Genomic DNA, 19,556 nt, shown 5'->3' on the forward strand with positions numbered 1-19,556 from the left:
GGACCCGCCGCGTCGACGGGCGGGCAGCGGTCCACAGCTCGGTGTGATGCAGGGACTGGTCCTCGCCTCAGGAGGTTTCGAAGTCGCAGGCCCGGCTGTAACGGCCCTGCCAGGCGACGGTGCAGGTGCGGGTGTTGCCGTTGCGGTTCTTCGCGACGATCAGGTCGAACTCGCCGGCGCGGCGGCTCCCCGGCTCGTAATAGTCCTCCCGGTGCAGCAGCACCACTGCGTCGGCGGCCTGCTCGATCTCCCCGGACTCGCGAAGGTCGGAAATCTCGGGAACCTTGTTGTCCCGCGAGGTGGTCTGCCGGGACAACTGCGCGGCGGCGACGAGGGCGACGTTGAACTCCAGGGCAAGTTCCTTCAGCCCGCGGGCGATCGCGTCGACCTCGGTGGTGCGGTTGGTGTAGCCGTTGCTCTTTGCGGGCTTGACGATCTGGGCGTAGTCGACTGCGACGATCTCGGGCAGCCGCTCCTCGATGGACCACTTGCGCAGGTGCGAGCGGAGCTGGGCGACGGTGACGCCGCCCTTGGGCACCGCGATGTGCAGCGGGCTTCGGGCGATCTCAGCGCGCTTGGCGTCGTACCGCTTCCAGGCGCTGGCGTCGAGCTGGTGGCTGCGGACCATGTTGATGTCGATCGAGGCCTCGGCGGAGACGAGCCGGTTGAGGACCTGCCGTCGAGTCATCTCCAGGGAGACGAATGCGGCGCGGCGTCCGTGGGCCAGGGCGAGATTGCGGACGATGTCGAGCAGGACGACGGATTTGCCCATCCCGGGGCGGCCCGCGAACACGGCGAAGTGGCCGGGCTCCAGGCCCAGGGTCTGGGAGAGTTCGGCGTATGGCAGGGGCAGCGCGGGGTTCGGACCGGAGGCCTGGTTGTCCTCCCAGTCCTCCAGGCTCTCCTCCATGGGAGTGTCCCAGCCGTCGGGGTCCTTGCCCAGGTCGAAACTTGCGGTGAGCGCGAGCAGTTCCCCGGCTGCACCGTCCAGGACCTCGCGGACGTCGGCCCCACGCTCATAGCCGCGGGCGGTGACCCGGGTGCCAGTGTCCACCACCACACGCAGCTGCGCCATCTCCAGCACGATGTCGGCGTAGTACTCCGCGTTCGCCGCGGTGGGCACGGCCTGCACCAGGGTGTGCAGGTAGGGCGCCCCGCCGATCCTGTTGATCTCGCCGCGCTTGGTGAGCTCGGCGGTGACCGTGATCGGGTCGGCGGGCTCGCCCTTGGCGTAGAGGTCGGTGATCGCGCGGAACACGAGCTGGTGCGCGGGGGTGTAGAAGTGCTCGGCCTTGAGGACCTCCAGGACGTCGGTGATTGCGTCCTTGGACAGCAGCATGCCGCCCAGGACGGACTGCTCGGCGTCCAGGTCCTGAGGCGGCCGACGCTCGGAACCGCCCAGGCTGCCCTCTGAGGCCTCGTCAAGCCGGGGAGCGGGCACAGTCATTGTGGATCTCCGTTCGGTCTCCCAGCGGGCACACAGGGCCCTTTACGGGCCGTGTGCCGCTCGTGGGGCAGGTGGGGAATGTCAGGAGGCGCCGACGGGCGTCGCCCGGCATTCGCAGCGGCGAGGGCCAAGCAGCAGCTCCGGATCGCGGTAGACGAACCCGTTCTGGCACTTCCCACACTGGCCCGGCGCCTTCCTCCCTCCTGCGCCGGAAGGGGGGCGCGGAGGGTTGTGCTCGGCATGACGGGTCAGGCTCGAATAGCCCAGGTCCGGCAGCTGACCGATGAGCGCGGCGACATGCGCCACGGGCCACCCCAGGGTCAGCAGCTCCTGGGCCTCGCCGCGCAGCCGGCGCGCGATACTCGGTGCCGGGAACACACCGAGCGCGGTGACGTACGCGGCCATCACGGTCTGCAGGTCCGCCTCCAGCTGGCTGGACTGCGGTTGCTGCATGAGGTCGAGGCGGGGACCAGGCACCGAGGCGCCGTCGGGAGCGGGCTCGGGGAGCAAAGCATTGTTCTCTCTCTTCGACCGGGACGGAGAGCCCGCTGACGGCAGAGCGTTGAGACCGCCGGACGGTACAGAGAGAGGAAGCTTCACTTCCTTATTACTTCTACCGCTCGATTTGAACACCCGTGGCGCATCGATTTGAACACCCGTAACACCCGCATCGCCTGGCCGGTGTTCAGATCGAGCACCGGCTGAACTGCGCTTTTGGGGCGAGTGTTCAGATCGAGCACCCGCGGCGGGTGCCTTCTTCGACGGGTGCTCGATCTGAACACCGGCGGCCATGGTGGTCTCGCAGAGCACGTCGCTCGGGTGCCCGCCGGGGCAGCCCGGCTCATGCCCCCCAGCGAGGTCGTAGACAGGCGGGCGCTTGTCGGCGCGGATGTGATCGACGAGCCTCTCGTCTCCCGGCAGCAATACGCCTGCGGCCTTCAGGCGCCGTAGGTGCTTAAGGACTGTCGACTCGCCCATGAGGCACTCCTTGGCGAGCGTCGCCGCCTTTGCGTAGCAGCCCCGCATGTCCCCGCCGACGTGGTTGCCCACGCGGATGAGCACCAGGAGCTCCCCGCCGTTCTTGCAGCCGTTGATGCCGATCTTGTCGACCCACGTCTGACCTTGGGTGCTCATCGGGTCCCCTCTCCGGCGGCCTGAGCGGCTGTGGGAGAGGCGGCCGTGAAGGTCGCCATGAAGGAGATGGCCGGCTCTGCGTATGAGACAGAACGAGCGGAAGAACCTCTGGCCTCGCGACGGGTCGAGGACAGGTCCGCGGCCGCGATAGGGCGGCGACGGGGGTGGTGCATCGGTGGATCTCCCCTGATTTGGGGAGCCGTGACCTGCGAGTGTGACCTGGAAGTTCCCGTGGATAGTGGCGAGGCGTGACGTATCACGCCTATCCTTGGGCGCAGGTGACCGCGCGGGCCTATGGCCCACGGGTACACCCCGGAGAGGTCACCTCACCGGCACGACTCAGAGTGGCTAGCTCGGATGAGTCGGAACTTGGAAGCGGCTCCGTTGTGGCGACGGGGCCGCTTCGCTTTTCTAGGGGGGCTTCACGGTCGTGTCCCTCTCCAGGTCATGTCTGCGGGAACTTCTCGGCGAGGGCATGGAGGAACTGGGCGTACTTGCCTCGGTGCGGCTGACGCGGTTCGTGGGCGCCCGTCTCCCACCGGGCGACTGCGACCCGGTGGACGCCGAGTGCCTCGGCGACCTGAAGCTGCGTCAGGTTCGCGGCCAACCGCAGCCGGGCCCGCTCGGCAGGGCCGGGCAGGCTCACGGCCTGATTCAGCAGGGCCTTGAGCGGTTCCGGAAGCTGCTGTGCGGTCGTCATCTCGCTCCCCTCCATGGAATGCGCGCTGAACGTTACATCGGTGTCGCGAGTGGTTGTCCTGGTACTGACGGTGTGTCGGAAGATGGCCACGTCTCTTCTTGCCTGAGTAGCGGCTGCCACAGTCCGCTGGCTCTCACGGAACTGTTCGACGGGCCCCTTACTGCCTGGCTTACCACCAGGGGTCTTGGACCGTCACGAAGCCATAACTCCGGCAGTGGTAAGTCGTGCTTCCACGCTTTGCGAGGTCAGCACGTGGGCTTCGGGGCGCCGGGAGCGGTGCTGCCGTTCTTGGTCGACAGAAGGCGGTCTGGGTGCATCACGACCTCGGCGGACCGCTGCGCCATCCAGCCGGAGAGGCGATGGGGCGGAGCCTCCGTACGGACATGTGTGAACCCCTCGCGTAGGTAGTAGTTCTGCAGCTTGGTGTTCGCTCGCCAGCAGTCCAGACGGACCCAAGTACGCCCTTGTCCCCTGGCGATTGAGCCTGCCCAATCCAGGATTCGCCCGCCGAGAGCGAGTCCCGTCGCCTTGCGCGCGGTGATCAGTTTGGCGACGTAGACACCGGCGTCGGGGCGGTCCTCTTCGGTCCAGAAGTCCATGTCAGGCCGGGCGAGGGTGACGGTTGCGAGTACTGAGGAAGTGCCGTCGGTGACGATCCAGGTGCGGCCTTCGCCGATGTCGACGCGCCATTTTGCGAGCGCGCGGTCGCGGAAGCCGGGACTGCGCCATTGGTCGATGCCGGCCTCCGCCAGCCACCCCTCCGCTTCGATGCGCAGGCGCATCAAGTCCGGTTCATCCGACGTTGTGGCGGGGCGTACCAGCAGGTCGTCCACGCTCATACGTCCATCTCGTAGATGAGGGTGTTGAGGTGCCCGGGGGCAACGGTCACCATCAAGCGGATCGGGGTGCCGTCTTCGCCGTAACCGATGCGGCAATGCCTGATCACGGGCGTTCCAACTCCCTCGGGAAGTTCGAGGCGTTCGGCCTCAGCAGGGCTGATGGGGGGCCAGGAGCGGATCTCGTCGCGGATGGCCACCTGCGGGTGCCCAGAATCGGCGAGTATGCCACCGGGTTTGGTGATGTCCGCCTCGACCATCAGGTCGGTCCCCATGGCAATTTCGGTAGGGAACCAGCTGTCTGCGAGCTGGAACGGCTCGCCGTCGACACGGCGCACACGGCGACGCACGACCACGAACGTGCCGGGATCGACCTGGAGCCATTCAGCGACGTCGGCTGGCGCTGGATCGACACTCACACGCGGAGTGTCCTGAGTGGCCGTGCGGCCCTGCTCCTCTGCCGCAGCCTTCCAGTCGTCCTTGCCGCCGGAAGGATCATCGCGCCGGTTCCCTCGTTCGAACCGGTGCAGATGCCACTCCAGGGGCTTAATGGAGCGCACGAAAACGCCCTTCCCCTGGCGTGCCTCAAGCTGCCCGCTGGCCTTCAGCAGCGAGATGACGCGGTAGACCGTTTTCTCTGCCACGTCGTACCGCGCGGCCAGGTCGCGCGTGCTCGGCAACTGGTCGCCCGGACTCAACTCGCCCGAGGCGATACGCCCCAGCAGATCGTCCGCGATCTCGCGGATCGGCGGTGACTTCTTCCTCGGTGGCATGCGCGGCAGCGTAGCCCAACTTCAGGCCCGAAGTCAGCCCTCTGATCGCCAACTTCAGGTCCGAAGTGTACCTCTACCGTCCGCACCTCCCGCAGAAGGCTTGCATGGAGCAGATTCGCAGCTCACCACGATCGACTCACTTCGTGTCTGAAGTTGTTGACGAGGTGCTGCGCATAGGTCTACGGTCTTCCCTGTCGCCACTTCGGACACGAAGTTGCGTGTGCCTACAGAACCGGCCCGAGAGGGCAAGGCTGGACGGACGTCCGTTCCTTGAAAACTCAACAGTGGATGAGAGATAGAGAGTTCGGGCCGCGGCGCCCCTGCCGTCACAAGGTGACGAGACGACCCCCTCACCAGCGGTTTCTTACTGGTGAAGGTCTTGAGCGGGGGGCTGGCCGCGCGGCAGCCCGAGAGCGGATCTTCAGAGGGCCCCAGGGGTGGGGCCACGGGTGCAAGTCCCTGTCCGCTCACCGCGCCGCCATGACGGCGCGGCCCCCAGCACGGCGCTGGAGACGCCATGTGTGCCGGGGGCCTGCACGGACCACGCCATCACCCCATGACAGGGAGCTGATCCGCATGCACATCATCGCCCACGCCTCGGGAGCAGGGAACCGTCCTCCGTTGCCGAGGCGGCCGATCCCGCACGAGCGGGACGGCCGTCAGCCGCTCCCGTCCGGGGGCCGGCCCCACCCGCAGCAGTCGGCCACCGCGGCCGTCGACTCCGTCACCGTGGAGTTTCTGAACCAGGCCCTTACCCGCGTTGTCGAGCGGCAGATCGGCCCGCGCCGCCCCGGCGCCATCTACGAGAACGCCGATGGAGCCTTCGAGGTCCTGGCTGTCATCACCCGTCCGGCCATGGCCCGCGAACTGCTTGACCGCCGTTCCGCACGCTTCGCGATCATCGTCCGCGACATCTGCCGCGCCGACGACCAGCCGTTCGTCCTCGGCGAGGCCTGGACGGACAGCGACTGGCTCCTCCGGGCCGGGCACAACGCGCCCGCCCACGAGCGGGAGCAGGTCGCCGCATGAACGCGCAGGAGCAGGCCGAGGAGGCCGCCAAGGCGGCGCGCGCGGCGGAGGAAGCTCGCCAGCAGGCCGAGGCGGAACTGCAGCGCCACGGCCAGGCGATGCTCGGCGTGCGAGGAGCGGGCCGATGACCAAGTCGCCGCAGGACGATCTGTACGTCCGCTACATGAAGGCGTTCGGCGACTCCACCGAGCACACCACCAACTGCCCGTCCTGCCAGGACGGGCAGGAGTGCGCCGACGGAGCACCGGTCCACGAGCGGTTCGCCCGACTCCAGGACGCCTACCGCCGCCGCCAGCCTCCGCCGCAGCAAGGCCGCTGACCGGCCCCGCGCTGCCGTCCCGTCCCGGGGCGGCAGCGCGCACACCAAGTGGATCTGCGGAAGGTCAACTCCCTCTGTCCGGCGATGAAAGCGCCGCCGGAGAGCGGGCGTCGGGGATCACCGCGGAACGCCTTGCTGACCTAGAGCCAACTCCCCTGCACAGAGCAAGGAGACGCATGACATGAGGAAATTCCTCAAGAGGTTCGTCGGGGCCAGCGGGCTGAGGGCCGTCGGCTACGCCCTGACTGCCGTCAGTTTCGTGCAGGTCGCCGCGATGATCGCGCCGACCGTGGCCCCGCACCTGACCAGCCTCGGCCGCCTGTCCATGGCCACCGCGATGGCCATCGCCGCCGCCTACGACACCGTGTGGGCCGCCCTGCTCCACGCCACCGGACGGGCGATTGCCCAGCGCAACCACCGCGCCGCGTACGCCTTCGGCGCCGCCGCCGCGGCCGTGGTGGTCCTCTCGGCCGTGATGCTGGCCTGGGTCGGGCATGCCGGACCCTGGTCCGCACTGCCCGCCTGCGCCGCCCTGCTGCTCGGCGCGGACATCTACCGCACCCGCGTCCTGGTCGACACTGCTACCGCCGGGCAGATCACGAAGCTCGCCGACGACGGCCGCAGCGCCCTGGCCCTGGCCCACGCCCATGCCCGGCGCCGCGGCGACGAGGCCGAGACCGACGTCGTCCAGCAGATGGCCGAGGGCCTGGCCGATGTGCGCCGCCGCATCACGGAGGTGGAGCTCGCTGCCAGCAGCCGTGCCCAGCTGATGAAGGCGCAGGCCAAGGCGGAGGAGAAGATCAAGGCTGCTGAAGAAAGGTGGGGAGACCTGGCCGAGGCCTTCACCGCTCGACAGAGCGAGCAGGCCCGTACCGGTGCCGTACCGCCTGGCGTACCGGACGTACCGCAGGTCAACGGCCCGAAGTCGGGAGGCGTACCGCAGGGCGTACCGGGTGCCGTACCGCCCCGGGACGCGGGGGTGACGCTCGACGGGCTCGCTGCCGTCGCCGGGGTTGCGACCCCGCTCACGCAGGTGCAGTTGGAGGACGAGCAGATCGATGTCGTCATCCGGTGGCTGCGCCACGGCGAGGACCCGCCCCGCTCGTACCGCGAGGCCACCGACCTGTTCCGCGAGCGCGGGTTCCAGGGCTCCCAGGAGCGAGTCCGCAAGGCGTGCGCACGGGTTGAGGCCGAGGAGAAGCAGCTCCAGACCCACCTCGGCGGCGCGGCCGACGAAGAGACCGAGGCGGCCGAGAACGCCGAGGAAACCGAGGATCCGGAAGGGGCCCGGTGACCGAGGCGTCCGACTACCCCGCCCCACCCCAGAAAGGGAGCACCATGACCGCCCAGTCCACGCGGCAGAGTGAGGTCGTGCAGCGCACCGAATTCCACTACGTCACGACCGTCCAGACCCGCGAGGGCCTTCTCAACACCCGTGACGGAATCCTCGACGTGCCCGCCGGCCACACGCGGCAGGCCTGCTTCAACCACCTGATGGGACAGCTCAGTGAGGAGTACGGCACGCCGATCAGCGTCCTGTACTTCGCCCTGGAGCCCAACCGGCTCTGACCCAGTCCGGCACCACCGATGCAGCCCAACCCCCATGCGTGGCACGCGGGTTGGGCTGCGTCGCGACTGCCGGAAGCCAAGCGCAGTCGAGCAGTGCAGAGCCAGCGGAGGCAGACCCGGCGAGCGCGCAGCGCAGACCCGGTGAGCCGACCTGGCGAGCACCATCCGTACCGCCACCGTCGCAACTGCCACAGGAATGAGGAGGTATGAGTGAGAAGTCTTCGCAGGTGGAGTGGGGTTCGAAGGAGTCCCGCAACGGGGTAGGCGAGGTCGGCGGTGGCCTGCTGGCCATCCTCGCCGCCCTGGTGGTGCTGTTCTTCGTCCGCGTCGATTCTCCCGAGGAGAAGCTGAAGAGCTGGGCCGCTACCGCGGGCCTGGCGCTCGGCCTCATCGCGGGCGCCCTCGCGGCCGCCGTCTTCCTCGCGGCCGTCATCAAGTACACGCTGCCCGCCAGAACAGCGGCCGAAGAGGCCGACGAGGCGCCTGACAGCGACGAGGAAGACGCCGTCGATGAGGGCGACGACGGAGGAGAGGACGAGGAAGAGCCGGTTGAGGAGCTGGGGGAGGAGCCCTCGCTTCTCGACGGCGACACCCTCGTGCCGTTCCTCGTGAAGGTCATGGCCGACCGTCGCGGCTGCCACCTGGACGAGATCGTCGTCGCTCTCGCCGAGGCGGGGGAGCCGGGGTGGACGAAGGACGCCCTCAAAGATCACCTGAAGGCGCGGGGGATCAAGGTCGACGCACAGACCAACCTGGGCTCCCCGTGGGGCAACAAGGTGGGGGTCAAGCGGAAGAACCTGCCCGCCGCTCCCCCGCCCGCAGGCCACAACACGGGCCGCGGGTTCACGGTGGTCGACACCCACAACGGCGCAAAGATCGCCTGGCACGACCGCTGACCTCTCCCCCTTCCCTCGCCCCGCTCGTGGGGCCGGTAGGGGTTAGAAGTGCAGGTCAGAGCCCTAACGCCTAACTGTCCTACCTCCCCTAACCGTGCCTGAGAAGGGGCGGGAAGGGGAGGTCACCAGCACACGGAAGACCGTGATTCACATGCGTTCAGCACAGCCGTCACCGAAGGGGGTGGCGGGGTGAAAGGCGGCCTGGTGGTCGTGGCCGGAGGAGGTCTCGCGATCGTCGCCGCGGTGTTCGCCGCGGGCTCCTCCGCCGGCAACGGACCGGGCGGTGGCGCCCTTGGCCTGTCTCTGGCCAAGGGCCTCATTCCCGCCGACTACCAAGAGCTCGTCGAGGAGAGCGGGCACCGCTGCGAGGGACTGACCCCGCAGCTGCTGGCCGCTCTCCTCCAACAAGAATCCGGGTTCAACCCGCGCGCGAAGAGCCCCGCGAAGGCGTACGGGATCGCGCAGTTCATCAAGGGCACCTGGGACGCGAACGCCGTGGACGGCGACGGCGACGGTGACCGCGACATCTGGGACCCCGAGGACGCCATCCCGTCCGCCGCCGAGTACCTGTGCAAGAACCTCAAAGCGGTGAAGGACGTGCCCGGGGACCGGGTCGCCAACGCGCTCGCTGCCTACAACGCGGGCCCCGGCGCGGTGCAGAAGTACGGGGGCGTGCCCCCGTACCGCGAGACGCAGAACTACGTGAAGACGATCACTGCGAGCGCGAAGACCTTCACCAACGCGTCCAAGAAGACCGGCGGTCCGACCGTGATTCCTGCGGGCGCCCCCGCCAGTGACGAGGACCTGGCCGCGCTGGCGGCCCAGGCCGTCAACGCAGCCCAGCAGCACCTCGGCAAGCCGTACGTGTGGGGCGGTGACGGTGACGCCGAGGGCGGCTTCGACTGCTCCGGCCTGACCAAAGCCGCCTTCGCGAAGGCCGGGGTCACCCTGCCCCGGGTCGCCAACCAGCAGTGGGACACCGGCAAGCATCCGAGCCGGGACGAACTGGCCCCCGGCGACCTGGTGTTCTTCGCCACCGACAAGACCGACCCGGACTCCATCCACCATGTCGGCCTCTACGTCGGCGGCGGCTACATGCTCAACGCTCCGCGCCCCGGCGAGGAGATCCGTTTCGACCCGATCGACCTGCCCGACTACTACGGCGCCACCCGCGTCGCCCCTCAGAAAGGAACCCAAGCGTGAACCCCACCACTGTGGTCTTGGCCGCTGATGAGCCGAGCGTGCCCGACACCCTGCGCAACGCCAAGCCGGACCCTGGCCCGTTCGCCGCCCTGCAGCCGCTCTTTCAGACGGTCTTGCCGCCGTTTCTGTGGCTGATCACCATCTGCGCCGTCGTCGGCCTGCTCGGGATCCTGTTCTACCTGGCCAACGGCTGGCAGAAGGGCAACAAGGAAGACCTGAAGTCCGCCGGGAAGAAGGTCATGCCGATCGCCTTTGTCCTGGTCGCGGTCATGGTCTTCGGACCGGTCACCGCGACGCTCATCACACCGGCCGGAGCGTAGGCCCTCCACCGCACCCGTTCGCACTGCCCCGCCCGCCACCCCGCTGCCGCGGGGTGGCGGGCGCCATCGTTCACAGGAGGGAAAACACCATGCCCGGCGACGACAAGTGCAGGCAGATCCGAGGCCCCGCCCACAAGTACTGCATGCGCGGACAGGACGAAGACGGCCCCGGCGGCGACGGCAGCGACGACTGGGACACCAGCCCGGACGGCGGAGGCCCGATGGGGCAACTCGTGGATCTCACCGCCGACATGTACGACGCCATGCACAAGACCATGACCGGGAAGTGGGAAGTCAAGCTCGACGGAGACTTCCTGACGGCGTATGAGCCGGTGCTGTTCCTGGGGCTGCTGGCCGGGATCCTGACCTGGCTGGTGATGACGCTGCCCGTCGCCCTCGGCCGGGACCGCTCCGTGGGCAACCTGGCCCGCTCCACCGGCGCCATGCTCCTGTTCGCGGCGTGCGGCGCGTTCGCCCCGGCCCTGTTCTGGATCGCCTTCGGCACCGTGGCGGAACTGATCTCCGCCCTCGGCCAGCCCAAGGGCGAGTCCTTCGCGGACATGGCCAAGCGCATGCACCAGATGGGCGACGGCCCCATGGCCTTCCTGGGCCTGCTGGCCTCCGCGATCTGCCTGGGCGGGATGTGGCTGCTGTCGATGCTGCGCGGCATCGTCGTCATCCTCGGCGCGATCAGCTCCCCGATCGTCGCCTCCACCCTGGTCCGCGGACACCTCACCAACCTCGCCCGCCTGTGGTGGCGCTACATGTGGACACTGCTCCTGGCACCCGCGGTGATCTCCGTGGCGATGCTCATCGGCCTCGCCCTGCCGAACAAGCCCGTGTTCGACGTGCTGGAACTCATCGTCATCGCGGGCGCCTTGGTCGGTCTGTTCGTGTGGCTGCCCGTCATCGGCTCCACCCTCAAGGCCGTTGTCCACGGCGCGCAGCCCGAGGGCGGGCGGCTGACCGCCACGTTGGAGAAGGCCGAGTCGGCGACCTCCTACGTGGAGCAGCAGGCCCGCGACATCCGTTCTCGTATCGCCCGTCACCGCAGGGAGACCGGCCGTGTCTGACATGCAGTTGCAGTCCGAGTCCAGGCCGGTCCTCTACCGGCCCGAACCCTTCAAACCCCGCATCCCGCTCAAGACGACGACGGTCCGCCGCGACGGCATCGCCACCGCGGCCGTCACGGCCGCGACCGGGATCGGCATGGGCGCCGGCGGCGCCTTCGGCGATCCCGTGGGCACCGTCGCCGCCCTCACCCTGTGGGGAGCGGCCACCGCGTCCGTGTGGGTCCACGGGCGTGACGGACGCACCCCGCTCGACACGCTGCTGACGCTGGCCCGCTGGCAGCGCGAGAAGGCGTGCGAGCACACGAGCTCCATCACGGCCGAGGACGGCATGCTCCGCGCCCTGGGGCGCCGCGCGATCGTCGTCCCTCTCCAGGCCGGGGGCGCGCACCTGTCCGACCGGCGCACCCTGGAGACGCTGCACGACTCGCTCGCCTCCTATCTGGCCTGGTCGGCGACCGCCGCACCCGGCGGCCGCCGCCTGACGACCAGCCTGGTCGCCGCGACCCGTGCCTTTGAGCCCGCCACCTGGCGGGCCTGGCACACCCCCCGCGCCGACGCGTCGGCGCCCTCCGTGCTCCACCGTTCCATGGACGGGCTGTTGGCGGATCTGGCGGACATGGCGCGGGTCACCGACACCTTCGCGGTGATCAGCATCGACACCGCCTCCAGTGAGGCCGGGCCCGTGCTGGAGTCCGCGGCCGAGCAGCTGCACCGCACCGGCCTGACCACCGGGCGGGCCCTGACCACCGAGCGCCTGCAAGCCCTGCTGCCCGGCCCGGTGAGGCCGGGCAAGGACGCCGCCGCCCAGGCGGACGGGACGTTGACCGCGGTGGCCGAGGTGACCGCCTGGCCCTCCCGCCCCGCCACCGCCCCCATGCTGCTGCCCCTCCTCAAGGGGCCGACCGGGTTCGACCGGTGCGTGACGGTCACCCACCGGCCGCTCGGCGTCGGGGAGACCGGGAACGCGCTGCGCCGTACGGAAACCGTCTCCGACGCGATCAAGGACCATCACGAGGACAAGAAGGTCAAGGAGAAGGTCCAGCACGCGGCGCAGCGCAGCGTGCTGGCCACCGTGCGCGAGGACCTGACCGACGGCGGGCACCTCCTCGACGACGTGCGGATCACCGTCAGCATCACCGCCGCCAGCGAAACCGCGCTCGGCGAGGCCCGCAAGGTCACCGCGGCCGATGCCGCCTCCTGCGGGCTCACCCTCACCTGGACCCGCTACCGCCACCACCGCACCCGCCAGGCCACCGGCATCACCGCCCCCCTCTACACGGAGGAGTAAGTCTCTGTGCGCACCTCAACCCGGCAGGCCTCCCTGCTCAATCCGGCCGCCGCCTCCGCCCCCGACACCACCGGCCTGCCCATCGGCGTCAGCCTGTGGACGGGCTCCCCGTTCTTCTTCTCCGCCCCCGACATCGACCCCAGCGAGCTGCCCTCCACCGTCACGCTGACGCTGGGCATGCTCGGCGTCGGCAAGAGCGCGCTGACGAAGGCCCGCATCCTGCGACAGCTCCTGCTCACAGGTCGCCAGACCGTCGTCCTGGACGCCCAGGGCGAGGACGGGCGGGGCGAGTGGGCCGACATCTGCCAGGCCCTGACCATCACCCCGGTCGCCTTCGCGCCCGGCTCCGCGGCCCGCATCAACGTCCTGGACGACCTCATCCCCGCCCCGCAGCGCGTGCAGCTGCTCATCGCGCTCGCGGAAATCTCCTGCGGGCAGACGATGGGCCCCACCCAGCAGCACGCCATCCGCCGCGCCCTGGCCCGCCTGGGCCAGGGCGCGGTCCTCACCGAACTCGTCGCCGAGCTGCACAACGAGACCGACCCGGACGCCGATCCGAAGATCCCCAGGATCGCCCTGGCCCGCTACCTCGACGGCGACCTCGCCGGGCTCTTCGACGCCCCCACCCGCGGCATGCCCGACCTCGACGACCCGCTGATCGTTTTCGACTTCTCGGGCATGGACCGCAACTCACCCGCCCTCCCGGCCGTGATGGCGGTCCTGGGGACCTGGCTGGAACACGCGTGGATCCGCCCCGACCGCACCTGGCGCACGCTCGTGATCGAGGAAGCCTGGCACCTGCTCGCCACCGAGGCGACCTCCCGCCTCTTCCAGCGCCTGCTGAAATACAGCCGCCGTCTGCACCTGTCCGTCGATGCCGTCGCGCACACCCTGTCCGACCTCGACGGCAAGCAGGCCAAGGACCTGGTCAGACTCGCCGGGACCCGCATCATCCACCAACTGCCCGAGGAAGAGGCCCGCCTGGTCGGCGCCGTGTGCGGCCTCCCGGCATGGGCGGTCAAGAAGATCCCCAAGCTGGGCGTCGGTGAGGCGATCTGGCAGGTCGGCCAGATGATCGATGAGGTCTCCTGCGTCCTCTCCGCGGTGGAGGAAGCGCTGGTCTCCACGACGAAAGGCCGTGAACGCATCCGCGACGCCCACCCCTCGGCCTGCACCGAGCAGCTCGGCGGCGTCGACAGCAGCGGCGACATGGAGGACCTGGCCCGCCTGGTCACCCAGCTCATGCCGCGGCCGGGCAGTGACGAGGAACTGCACGAGGAGATCACCGCCGCGTCCCAGGCCGGGGACTACACCCGCGCGGACCTGGCCGCGGCCGTCGGCGAGCAGCACGTCCTCGACGTCCACGGGCCCGGCACCCTCCTGGCCGTGCAGTGGGTCCAGGCCCGCGCCCACCTGGCCGCCGTCCACGACCACCCGGCCATCAGCTGCCATCTGTGGATGCTCGCCGCCACCCAGCGACTCGACGTGCTGGGCCAGGCCTCCGACGACGCCGAGACCGAGGCCTGCGTGGACCACGCCCACCACGAGTGGACCAAACTCCACGCCGCCGACCCCGCCCGCGCCGCCCGGCTCGGGCCCCGGCTGGCCGTCTTGCGCCGCCGGGTGCCAGGGCCCCAGCCTGGCGCCCTGGCCGACATCGAAAGCAAGCTCGCCGAGGAAGGTATGGACGACGTGACCGACCAGCAACAGCCGGACGACTGGTGGGCCGTGGCCGGTCCCGTCATGCCCCAGCACCACGACGAAACCGCCGCCGAACAGGCCCCGACCCAGCCGCCGACAACCCTGCCGGCCCCCGCGCCCAAGCGGCGCGGCATGCCCCGATGGGCCAAGGCCACCGCGATCCTCGCCTGCGCCGCCACCGGCATCGCCATCTGGAACACCGACACCCCCAAGGAACAGGAGAAAGCCGCGGCCGAGGCCAAGGCCGAAGCCCGAAAGCACGCCCCCAACTACGACCCCGAGCACAAGAGCCTTCGCACCGACCCGGGATGGGCGGGCGGCCTCGTCGAAGAAGCGAAAGGCCTCGACTGCACCAACACCGACCACCACTCCCTCAAGGACCGCCGGGAGATCGGCAACACCGGCTCCGTACTCGACGTCAGCTACACCTCCGGCCTGTGGTGCGCACAGATCGTCTCCGAGACGAAGCAACCCACGCTCACCGTCAAGATCTCCCCGCAGAACAGCACCGACTGGACCGCCAAGACCGGCAAGGACACCGTCCACACCCCCGGCGCCCTGCTGCGCCACAGCCGCTGCGTCGACGTCCGCGCCGAAGTACCCAACCGGGCCGGACACATGGTCGGCGTGACGGTGCAGAACATCTGCACCGACGACTGACCCGCAATGTCAGCTGGAGGCCCCGGAGTGCGACCGCCCTCTCCGGGGCCTCCACCATTCCCCGCCCCCGTCACGAAGGGAGCTCATGACCGTGTCGCTGCCCCTCCTCCAACGCGCCCCTACCTTCTCCGACATCGGAGCCGCCGCCTGCGTCACCGACCGGGACCCTTTCGACGCCGTCGCAGACCACGCAGGCACGGTGCCCGCCCGACTCCTGCGCGCGGCCGCCCGCGTCTGCGACGGCTGCCGCGTCGCCGCTTCCTGCCCCGGCCGCATCCAGCCCACCCGCACCGCCGCCCCACCGCACGCGCCTGCCGACGTGCTCGCCGCGGTTCTCGCCCACCTGAACACGATCGAGGGCGAGACCAGCGCGCCCGCCATCCACCGCGCCACCGCCCTGCCCCTCTCCGCCGTCCGTACCGCGATCAGGACGCTGCGCGCCGACGGGCGGGTCACAGCACGGCGGGTGACCCACACCTCGGGCAACGTCCACATGCTCACCCTCACGGCGAACGCGCCGCGGCACACGCCGACTTCCTGAGCCCCACTGCCGCGGCCGTCGAGCTGGATCCCGCTCACACAGCCCGCGCCACCCGTTGCGGCACGAGGTGCTGCTCCAGGGGGCGAATTCCCTCGGCCTGGACGCAGGCCATCAGCGTTTCTGAGTACCTCTCTCCGGCCGATCCGTCTGGTCCTCGCCCTCCCGCACGTCCGGGACGGGGCGAGGCCCGGGCAGGCCGACCGGCCCTACCCACCCCCTGCCCAAGCGACGGAGGAACCCGTGTTCCGCAGGAACCAGCCCAACCCGACCTCCACCCCGAAAACCGAGCAGCCGGAGGCCATCGCGATCAGCTTGGATGAACTCGCCGAACTGGAACGGGCGTTACTCGAAGCGGATCGGCTGCGCCGAACCTGGAGGGAAACCTCGTACTACGGCCCCGAGCTGCGGCTGCTCACCGTGCACGACGTGATTGCGGTGCTGTACCAGAGGGCCGGCGCCGCGTCCGCCGTCGAGCCCGACCGGCAGCGCGCCCGAATCCCGCTCTTCCGGCACGAGATCAAGTGGCTCACGGACGCGATCAACGCCATGGACCGGCACTGGGCGCGTGGCAGTTTCCTGGCCGACGCGCGACGCCTCCACAACCGCTTCAACGCCCTTCTCGGCGCGGCGCGCGCCATCACCCACCTGGGCGGCACGGCCGTCTTCACCCCCGAGTCCCCGCAGGTCCCCGAGACACGCGTGATCCTCTCGCGCGAGCAGTGAAGAAGACCGACGCGCTGCACACAGGTGACGTCGAGTTATAGCTCTCCCCCGGGGCAGCTGCCCTGCTTGACCGGCTCCGACAGCTGCCCCGGGTTCACCCATCCCATACGAGACGAGAGGGAGGCCCCACTATGGCTTCCGTACTGCGCATTCCAGGCCGGATCGGCCCGCGCACTCTTGTGATCAGCAGTGTTGCCGTGCCGTTGGCCGGGTGGGGCGTGCACGCCATCACGCTGCACAAGCGGCTTGCCGCCACCCGGAAGGACCCGCTGACTGGTCTTCTTCGCCGTGACGCCTACGCGGCCCGAGCCCGTCGGCTCCTGGCCCGTCACCACGACACCGCAGTCGTGGTCATGGTCGACGCCGACCACTTCAAGAAGATCAACGACCGCGAGGGCCACCCAGCAGGTGACACCGTCCTCGCGGAGATCGCGGCGCGGCTCACTGCCTGGGCCGGCCCACGGGCCGCAATCGGCAGGCTCGGGGGCGATGAGTTCGCCGTCGTCCTGGAGCTGCCCGCCGACCGGCGCGAGCACCGCCTGGAGCAACTGGTCCGGAAGCTCCACACGCCCGTCGTCCTCCACTGCGGGCGCACCATCGACGTCGCCGCCTCGGTCGGCACCGCGACACCGCACGCCGTCGGCAGCAGTGACCTGGCTCTGGTACAGAGGGCGGCTGACGCTGCCCTATACGAGGGCAAGCACTCGGGGCGCGTAGTCCAGGCGACCACCGCGCACGCCGAGACGCGGTCCGTAAACGGTCGCCGGGCAGGCCGACTGGGCACATCCGCCTGGAGACGCGCTGTCTGAACGCCCGACACCACAACCCACCTCCCCTGAGCTGCGCTCGGCCGTACAGGTCGCGCGCAACTTCTTCTCCTGGCACTTCTGCTCCACCTCGTCACGACCACTCCCGCACAGCCGAAGCAGCAGGCCGGCTTCGCCTCCCTCCTGAGACAGGTTGCCGCCCGTCCCGCAAGCGGCAACACGTCCTGGACATAGATCCAGCACGCCGAGCTCAGTCGGCGATCCAACGATGGCCCTCGCGCAGCCCGGTGGCTGCACGAGGGCCTTCTTGTACCCGGACGCGGTCCCTGCCTCCGGGGAGCACATTGCGCTGCCCTCTAGCGCACTACACCGCGGGCTAGTCGACGTACGAGACGTGGTGCTAGCCGCCGCGCTAGCCGGGACGCTAGCCGCTGTGTCAGTCGTCGAGCACACAGGTCCTCTCGCTAATCCGGCGACGGCTGCCTCCAACTGGGTGGTCGACATTGGGCTCACGGCGATGCTGCCGCGTGTCATACCCGGCCCGCCCACCAACGTCCATAGCGTCGATCATCAGATGATCTCCGCTGCGTGACAGGAGGTGGTGTGCGTGGCCTTGCGCACCGTCAGATTCCACATCGTCGACCTCGGCAAGGTGAAGGCCGCGCTGCGACGCCGCCTCCAGCACATCGCCGAGGGCGTGCATGACCGCAAGGTCATCGTCATCGTGAACGGCAAGGGGGGAGTCGGTAAGAGCAGCCTGTCCGCCGCCCTCGCTGCGGCTCTGGCCAGGACCGGGCTGTGCGTCCTGCTCATTGAGATAGATGAGCAGGGAAACCTGGCCGAGGATCTCGGCCTGGACGGTACCGGGCTCGACGACGGCGGCCAGGCCCAGGCAGCCGCCCTGCTGGAGGGCAAGACCCTCACCCCGACCGGCGAGGCGCGCCCAGGCCTGCACATCGTCCCCGGTGGAGCTTGCCTCGACGCCATCGTGGAAGAGCTGTACTGCCAGCGGCGCCAGGCGGCCACCAGCGACGACCCGGAAGAGCAGATGGCGTGGATGGGGATGTACGCCGAGAAGATCGACGAGGTTCGTCACCTGTACGACGTGGTGATCCTGGATGTTGCGCCCGGCTGCGGCCCGCTCCAGCTCCAGGCCCTCGTCGCGGGCGAGATGACGCTCATCCCTTCCCGTAGCGACCCGTCCTCCCGCAAGGGACTGCGTACCGTCGCCCGGCGCTTCGCCCAGGCCCTCCGCCTCAACCCGACCATTAGGCTCATGGGTGTGGTGCTCTTCGGCGGAAACACCTCGGCGACCCGTGTCCAGAGCAACATCCGCGATCAGCTTGCCGGTGACCTCAAGGGCGCGGCGCCCGTGATGGACCAGACGATCCGGCACGTCGAGTCCGCCGCGGTCGAATGCCGCACACAGGGGCGGCTGCCCCACGAGCTCGCTACCGACGATGCTCTGGCCCCTGCGCTGAAGCGCTCTATGAAGGCGTTGGCCGGCGACTACCGCTCTCTGTCGATGGAGGTTCTTGAACGCAAGGCCGCCCTCGACCACGCGGATCGCGCCCAGAAGGGAAGCTCATGAACAAGACGACCACGAAGAGCACGAAGGTCACGACGAAGGCGACGTCGACGGGCGCGGGAAAGCGGGGCGGTCTGCCCGACGACGATGCGCTTGACGCATTCGGTCTGGACGCGGGCACCGTCGCCGCCGCCTTCGCCCCACGCTCCCGAACCCCCCACACCGTTACGGAGGCCCCCGCCGCGCCTGACGGCGGGGGAGGGGAGACCGCCGCCTCTCTGCGGCCCCTGGCCTCTTCAGGCGGAACATCAGCGGCAGTGGCAGCTCCCACTGCTGGCACGTCGCCCGAGATGCCAGTGGCTGATCCGGCTCCCGCAGCGGTCCACATCCCCGAGCTCGCCGCAGCGGTCGCAGACAACAGGCCTGGCCCCTGCACTGTCATGGTGGAGCGTCAGGTTCGAGAGCGCTTCAGCCACTACCAGACGATGTGCAAGACCCAAACCGGGTGGGAGCCGACCAACGCCGTGGTCGTGCGCCGCGCGTTTCTCCATGCCAAGAAGCACAATCTCTGGGCCGAGCTGCGCGAGGAGACCCGGCACCGCCAGCAACCCGTCAGCGAAGAGGACGCCGACCCCGACGGCCTGTTCGGAGACGTGCCTGCACGCCGCGTCGACCGTGGCGCCCTCAAACAGGGCACACAGCAGTCGTTTCGCCCATCACCGCAGGAGCTCCACGTCTACGACAGCTACGCCGACGCGTACGCCTTCGACAATCGAAGCGCCTTCATGAACGCGCTCCTGGACGCGTTCCTCCCCGCCCTGCCAGCCAGCCGCCGCACTTCTAAGTAGAGGAATAGGTAGAGGAACGGGTCGCCCGAAGCGGCAGCACGCGGTAGGGAGCTGGTGACAACAGCCCTGATCCACAGGACCATCGGGAGGTGCCGTCACCGGTGGCAGGCCCACTCCCCAATTGGGGAGTGGGCACCAGGCATCGTGGAGGGCACGGCCGGTACAGGAGAAAGCGGGTCAGAGCCACACATGGCTCTGACC

21 protein-coding genes are annotated in these 19,556 nt (G+C 69.4%); 16 read left to right on the top strand and 5 right to left on the bottom strand.

Annotated elements, in window-relative coordinates:
* Window positions 1–67: 67 nt before the first annotated feature.
* From ACZ4D5_RS41715 to ACZ4D5_RS41735, 5 genes are all read right to left on the bottom strand, one after another.
* Complete coding sequence (locus tag ACZ4D5_RS41715) at window positions 68–1,447, bottom strand: replicative DNA helicase (protein WP_467777746.1); 1,380 nt, start codon at window positions 1,445–1,447, stop codon at window positions 68–70.
* An 81-nt stretch (window positions 1,448–1,528) separates the two neighbouring features.
* Window positions 1,529–2,581 carry a helix-turn-helix domain-containing protein gene (locus ACZ4D5_RS41720; protein ID WP_467777747.1) on the bottom strand — a complete coding sequence of 351 codons (1,053 nt, stop codon included), beginning with the start codon at window positions 2,579–2,581 and terminating at the stop codon, window positions 1,529–1,531.
* Window positions 2,582–3,026: 445 nt separating this feature from the next.
* Window positions 3,027–3,281: a helix-turn-helix transcriptional regulator gene (locus ACZ4D5_RS41725; protein WP_467777748.1), complete on the bottom strand. Its 255-nt coding sequence runs from the start codon at window positions 3,279–3,281 to the stop codon at window positions 3,027–3,029.
* Window positions 3,282–3,526: 245 nt separating this feature from the next.
* Window positions 3,527–4,120 carry a GNAT family N-acetyltransferase gene (locus tag ACZ4D5_RS41730; RefSeq protein ID WP_467777749.1) on the bottom strand — a complete coding sequence of 198 codons (594 nt, stop codon included), beginning with the start codon at window positions 4,118–4,120 and terminating at the stop codon, window positions 3,527–3,529.
* Window positions 4,117–4,890: a GntR family transcriptional regulator gene (locus ACZ4D5_RS41735; RefSeq protein ID WP_467777750.1), complete on the bottom strand. Its 774-nt coding sequence runs from the start codon at window positions 4,888–4,890 to the stop codon at window positions 4,117–4,119. Before ACZ4D5_RS41735 ends, ACZ4D5_RS41730 begins: the two co-directional genes overlap by 4 nt.
* Window positions 4,891–5,466: 576 nt before the next feature.
* Here ACZ4D5_RS41735 and ACZ4D5_RS41740 point away from each other — a divergent pair.
* The 16 genes from ACZ4D5_RS41740 to ACZ4D5_RS41815 all read left to right on the top strand — a co-directional run bounded on the left by ACZ4D5_RS41740 (window position 5,467) and on the right by ACZ4D5_RS41815 (window position 19,355).
* On the top strand, window positions 5,467–5,919 hold the full coding sequence (locus tag ACZ4D5_RS41740) for a hypothetical protein (protein ID WP_467777751.1): 453 nt from the start codon (window positions 5,467–5,469) through the stop codon (window positions 5,917–5,919).
* Window positions 5,916–6,047, top strand: coding sequence for a hypothetical protein (locus tag ACZ4D5_RS41745; RefSeq protein ID WP_467777752.1), 132 nt, complete (start codon window positions 5,916–5,918; stop codon window positions 6,045–6,047). The genes ACZ4D5_RS41740 and ACZ4D5_RS41745 overlap by 4 nt, the downstream gene beginning before the upstream one ends.
* Window positions 6,044–6,238, top strand: coding sequence for a hypothetical protein (locus ACZ4D5_RS41750; protein WP_467777753.1), 195 nt, complete (start codon window positions 6,044–6,046; stop codon window positions 6,236–6,238). Before ACZ4D5_RS41745 ends, ACZ4D5_RS41750 begins: the two co-directional genes overlap by 4 nt.
* Window positions 6,239–6,419: 181 nt before the next feature.
* Window positions 6,420–7,532, top strand: a complete 1,113-nt coding sequence (locus tag ACZ4D5_RS41755; RefSeq protein WP_467777754.1) for a hypothetical protein — start codon at window positions 6,420–6,422, stop codon at window positions 7,530–7,532.
* Between the two features lie 44 nt (window positions 7,533–7,576).
* Window positions 7,577–7,807, top strand: coding sequence for a hypothetical protein (locus tag ACZ4D5_RS41760; RefSeq protein WP_467777755.1), 231 nt, complete (start codon window positions 7,577–7,579; stop codon window positions 7,805–7,807).
* A gap of 206 nt (window positions 7,808–8,013) precedes the next feature.
* Window positions 8,014–8,703, top strand: coding sequence for a hypothetical protein (locus tag ACZ4D5_RS41765; RefSeq protein WP_467777756.1), 690 nt, complete (start codon window positions 8,014–8,016; stop codon window positions 8,701–8,703).
* Between the two features lie 189 nt (window positions 8,704–8,892).
* The gene (locus ACZ4D5_RS41770) at window positions 8,893–9,906 is read left to right on the top strand and encodes an NlpC/P60 family protein (protein ID WP_467777757.1); all 1,014 of its coding nucleotides are present in this window, start codon (window positions 8,893–8,895) and stop codon (window positions 9,904–9,906) included.
* A gap of 38 nt (window positions 9,907–9,944) precedes the next feature.
* Window positions 9,945–10,226, top strand: a complete 282-nt coding sequence (locus ACZ4D5_RS41775; protein WP_467777758.1) for a hypothetical protein — start codon at window positions 9,945–9,947, stop codon at window positions 10,224–10,226.
* An 89-nt stretch (window positions 10,227–10,315) separates the two neighbouring features.
* Entirely contained in the window at window positions 10,316–11,299 is a 984-nt protein-coding gene (locus tag ACZ4D5_RS41780) for a hypothetical protein (RefSeq protein WP_467777759.1), read from the top strand.
* The gene (locus tag ACZ4D5_RS41785) at window positions 11,292–12,587 is read left to right on the top strand and encodes a hypothetical protein (protein WP_467777760.1); all 1,296 of its coding nucleotides are present in this window, start codon (window positions 11,292–11,294) and stop codon (window positions 12,585–12,587) included. The genes ACZ4D5_RS41780 and ACZ4D5_RS41785 overlap by 8 nt, the downstream gene beginning before the upstream one ends.
* Window positions 12,588–12,593: 6 nt before the next feature.
* Window positions 12,594–14,948, top strand: coding sequence for a hypothetical protein (locus ACZ4D5_RS41790; RefSeq protein ID WP_467777761.1), 2,355 nt, complete (start codon window positions 12,594–12,596; stop codon window positions 14,946–14,948).
* Between the two features lie 85 nt (window positions 14,949–15,033).
* Window positions 15,034–15,489 carry a hypothetical protein gene (locus ACZ4D5_RS41795; RefSeq protein ID WP_467777762.1) on the top strand — a complete coding sequence of 152 codons (456 nt, stop codon included), beginning with the start codon at window positions 15,034–15,036 and terminating at the stop codon, window positions 15,487–15,489.
* Between the two features lie 240 nt (window positions 15,490–15,729).
* A complete protein-coding gene (locus ACZ4D5_RS41800) occupies window positions 15,730–16,212 on the top strand; it encodes a hypothetical protein (protein ID WP_467777763.1) in 483 nt (160 codons plus the stop codon).
* A 131-nt stretch (window positions 16,213–16,343) separates the two neighbouring features.
* A complete protein-coding gene (locus ACZ4D5_RS41805; RefSeq protein ID WP_467777764.1) occupies window positions 16,344–17,021 on the top strand; it encodes a GGDEF domain-containing protein in 678 nt (225 codons plus the stop codon).
* 565 nt (window positions 17,022–17,586) lie between these two features.
* A complete protein-coding gene (locus ACZ4D5_RS41810; RefSeq protein WP_467777765.1) occupies window positions 17,587–18,570 on the top strand; it encodes a ParA family protein in 984 nt (327 codons plus the stop codon).
* Window positions 18,567–19,355 (top strand): hypothetical protein, encoded by a 789-nt coding sequence (locus tag ACZ4D5_RS41815; RefSeq protein ID WP_467777766.1) that lies wholly within the window; start codon window positions 18,567–18,569, stop codon window positions 19,353–19,355. The genes ACZ4D5_RS41810 and ACZ4D5_RS41815 overlap by 4 nt, the downstream gene beginning before the upstream one ends.
* Window positions 19,356–19,556 lie beyond the last annotated feature (201 nt).

Source organism: Streptomyces sp. NPDC025651 (assembly GCF_055558735.1).

Bases quoted from the DNA above. Each gene is read 5' to 3' on its own strand.
- ACZ4D5_RS41765 (WP_467777756.1), top strand. From the start codon at position 8,014: ATGAGTGAGAAGTCTTCGCAGGTGGAGTGGGGTTCGAAGGAGTCCCGC.
- ACZ4D5_RS41805 (WP_467777764.1), top strand. From the start codon at position 16,344: ATGGCTTCCGTACTGCGCATTCCAGGCCGGATCGGCCCGCGCACTCTT.
- ACZ4D5_RS41795 (WP_467777762.1), top strand. From the start codon at position 15,034: ATGACCGTGTCGCTGCCCCTCCTCCAACGCGCCCCTACCTTCTCCGAC.
- ACZ4D5_RS41735 (WP_467777750.1), bottom strand. From the start codon at position 4,890: ATGCCACCGAGGAAGAAGTCACCGCCGATCCGCGAGATCGCGGACGAT.
- ACZ4D5_RS41780 (WP_467777759.1), top strand. From the start codon at position 10,316: ATGCCCGGCGACGACAAGTGCAGGCAGATCCGAGGCCCCGCCCACAAG.
- ACZ4D5_RS41715 (WP_467777746.1), bottom strand. From the start codon at position 1,447: ATGACTGTGCCCGCTCCCCGGCTTGACGAGGCCTCAGAGGGCAGCCTG.
- ACZ4D5_RS41750 (WP_467777753.1), top strand. From the start codon at position 6,044: ATGACCAAGTCGCCGCAGGACGATCTGTACGTCCGCTACATGAAGGCG.
- ACZ4D5_RS41740 (WP_467777751.1), top strand. From the start codon at position 5,467: ATGCACATCATCGCCCACGCCTCGGGAGCAGGGAACCGTCCTCCGTTG.
- ACZ4D5_RS41815 (WP_467777766.1), top strand. From the start codon at position 18,567: ATGAACAAGACGACCACGAAGAGCACGAAGGTCACGACGAAGGCGACG.
- ACZ4D5_RS41745 (WP_467777752.1), top strand. From the start codon at position 5,916: ATGAACGCGCAGGAGCAGGCCGAGGAGGCCGCCAAGGCGGCGCGCGCG.
- ACZ4D5_RS41730 (WP_467777749.1), bottom strand. From the start codon at position 4,120: ATGAGCGTGGACGACCTGCTGGTACGCCCCGCCACAACGTCGGATGAA.
- ACZ4D5_RS41760 (WP_467777755.1), top strand. From the start codon at position 7,577: ATGACCGCCCAGTCCACGCGGCAGAGTGAGGTCGTGCAGCGCACCGAA.
- ACZ4D5_RS41720 (WP_467777747.1), bottom strand. From the start codon at position 2,581: ATGAGCACCCAAGGTCAGACGTGGGTCGACAAGATCGGCATCAACGGC.
- ACZ4D5_RS41725 (WP_467777748.1), bottom strand. From the start codon at position 3,281: ATGACGACCGCACAGCAGCTTCCGGAACCGCTCAAGGCCCTGCTGAAT.
- ACZ4D5_RS41755 (WP_467777754.1), top strand. From the start codon at position 6,420: ATGAGGAAATTCCTCAAGAGGTTCGTCGGGGCCAGCGGGCTGAGGGCC.